At 62.0% G+C, this 2,211-nt stretch carries 2 protein-coding genes; both read right to left on the reverse strand.

All coding sequences use genetic code 11. The annotated features are described in order from the left end of the window. Window positions 1-151 precede the first annotated feature (151 nt). Window positions 152-820: a haloacid dehalogenase type II gene (locus WCA53_RS29665; protein WP_423919677.1), complete on the reverse strand. Its 669-nt coding sequence runs from the start codon at window positions 818-820 to the stop codon at window positions 152-154. A gap of 216 nt (window positions 821-1,036) precedes the next feature. Continuing rightward, window positions 1,037-2,211: aldehyde dehydrogenase family protein (locus tag WCA53_RS29670; protein ID WP_423919680.1), on the reverse strand; the 1,175-nt coding region annotated here is incomplete at its 5' end.

The raw sequence follows: 2,211 nt of genomic DNA on the forward strand, positions 1-2,211 counted from the left end.
GATCACAGCCACATCGACACGGCCATCCAGCGGGCCAGCGCTCGCTGAACGCAGTGGCGGCGCGGTATCGAGCCAGTAGGAGTCGAGCTTCATTCAGTGGGTCCCTTGTGCGCTTGCATCGTTGCGGCGAATCGGCGAATCGGCGAATCGGCTACAAACCGAGCATCGAGGCGAGATGCGGGATGTCGTTCACTTCGGTGTACTCGTAATAAGGCGTCGACGGTTCGTGGCCGCGCTTGACGAACGCCTTGTGCTTGATGCCCATGTCGTGCGCGGTCATCAGGTCGTAACGAAGGCTCGACGAGACGTGCAGCACGTCCTCTGGATTGCAGTTCAACTGGCCGAACATGTATTCGAAGCCTTGCATGCGCGGCTTGTAAGACTGCGCCTGTTCAGCGGTGAAAACAGCATGGAACGGCGCGCCAAGCTTGTCGACGTTGCTCTGGATCTGAATGTTCGACGCATTCGACAGAATCACCAGTTTGTACTTTTTCGCGAGACGCGACAGGCCTTCCGGTACGTCGGGATGCGGACCCCAGGTCGGCACGGCGGTGTAGAACGTCTCCGCCTTGGCCTCGTCAAACTCGACGTTCATGCGCGCACAGGCCCGACGAAACGCATTCACGAGCACGTCGCGATACGGCTTCCACGCCCCCAGGACCTCGTCACGCCGATACCCGGAGAAGAAATTGACCAGTTTCTCCATGTCGTCGCCCTTGAGCACGTCGCCGTACATCTCGCGCGTCATGTCGGCGAGGCGGAATTTGGTGAGGGTGCCGTAGCAATCGAAGGTGATGTACTTGGGTTCGAAGTCGATCATGGTGATGGTCCTTTCGTTGAAGTGAACTGTCTGGAGAGTTCAGTGGCGAAGATTCAATTGCGCTGCCCTGATAAGGATTTAATCAGCGCAAAAACATAGATGTTCCTGATTCACGCATGCCAAAAACATAAACCAAGCGTTTTGGGGGTGTCCGGCAGCAGACTCTGCCGCGCGCCCCTGAAACCCCTGCGGGCATTGGGCTTTACCCTTGGGTTTTCAGTGCCGCAAGTCGATCAGCACGCTCTTGAAGCGAAGGTTCGCTTCATAGGCCTGGCGTCCCAGATCCTTGCCGATGCCCGAGCGCTTAAAGCCACCGGTTGGGATCATGAAGTCGGACGTTCTTCCGTACCGGTTGACCCAGACCGTGCCGGCCTCCAGCCCGCGTACAAAGCGCAGCGCGCGGCCGATGTCTGCTGTGTGTACGCCGGCCGCCAACCCGTAGTCCGGGTGTTGTGCCAGTTCGAGCGCTTCTTCTTCCGTATCGAAGGTTTGCAGCGTCAGCACGGGGCCGAAGATCTCCTCGCGCACCGCTTCTGAAGTGGGGGTGACGTGGGTCAGGAGCGTAGGCGTGTAGAACGCGCCGGAGCCTCCCCCATCGGCCCGGTGGCCGCCGCATCTCAGCGTGGCGCCCGAGGCGATCGTCCGTCCCACGATTGCCTCGATGCGCGCAGCCTGCGGCTCCGAGATGACCGGCGAAAGCGTGGTGCCGGATGCCCATGTGGCGCCAGCCTTGAGTTCGGCAAACACGGACTGGATGCGCTCGGCCAGTGGCTCGGCCAGCGAGCGTTCGACCAGGAGCCGCGAGCCCGCCACACAGACCTGGCCCGCGTTGCCTGAAATGGCGCCGGCGATACGGCGCGCAACATCGTCGAGGCGAGGGGCATCGGCGAAGACGATTTGCGGACTCTTCCCGCCCAGTTCCAGTGTCACCGGCTTGGTCCCGGATTCGGCGCATGCGGCCATGATTGCCGCGCCCGTGCGCGTGGACCCGGTGAACGTCACCTTCGATATCTTCGGATGGCGCACCAGCGCGTCGCCTGTCGTCCTGCCATCGCCCTGCACAACGTTGAAAATGCCTGCCGGCACGCCCGCCCGGATCGCAAGCTCGGCCAGCCGCAGTACGGAGAACGGCGTCATTTCGGACGGCTTCAGCACCACGGCATTGCCCGCCGCGAGCGCCGGCGCGATCTTCCACGACGCCATCACCAGCGGGAAATTCCATGGTGCGATCGCGCCGATCACCCCATACGGCTCGGCGATCGTCAGTCCCAGGTGATCGTGATCCGTCGATGCAACATCGCCGCCCACCTTGTCTGCGAATTCCGCATAAAAGCGGATTCCTTCGGCGGTGAAAGGGACGTCCCAGCCGCTGGCATCGCGGATCGGGCGCG

The organism is Caballeronia sp. (genome assembly GCF_049581465.1).
Taxonomy (GTDB): Bacteria; Pseudomonadota; Gammaproteobacteria; order Burkholderiales; family Burkholderiaceae; genus Caballeronia.

What these genes read in the sequence shown, in the direction of transcription:
- WCA53_RS29665 (WP_423919677.1), bottom strand. Translation starts at nt 820, where the DNA reads ATGATCGACTTCGAACCCAAGTACATCACCTTCGATTGCTACGGCACC.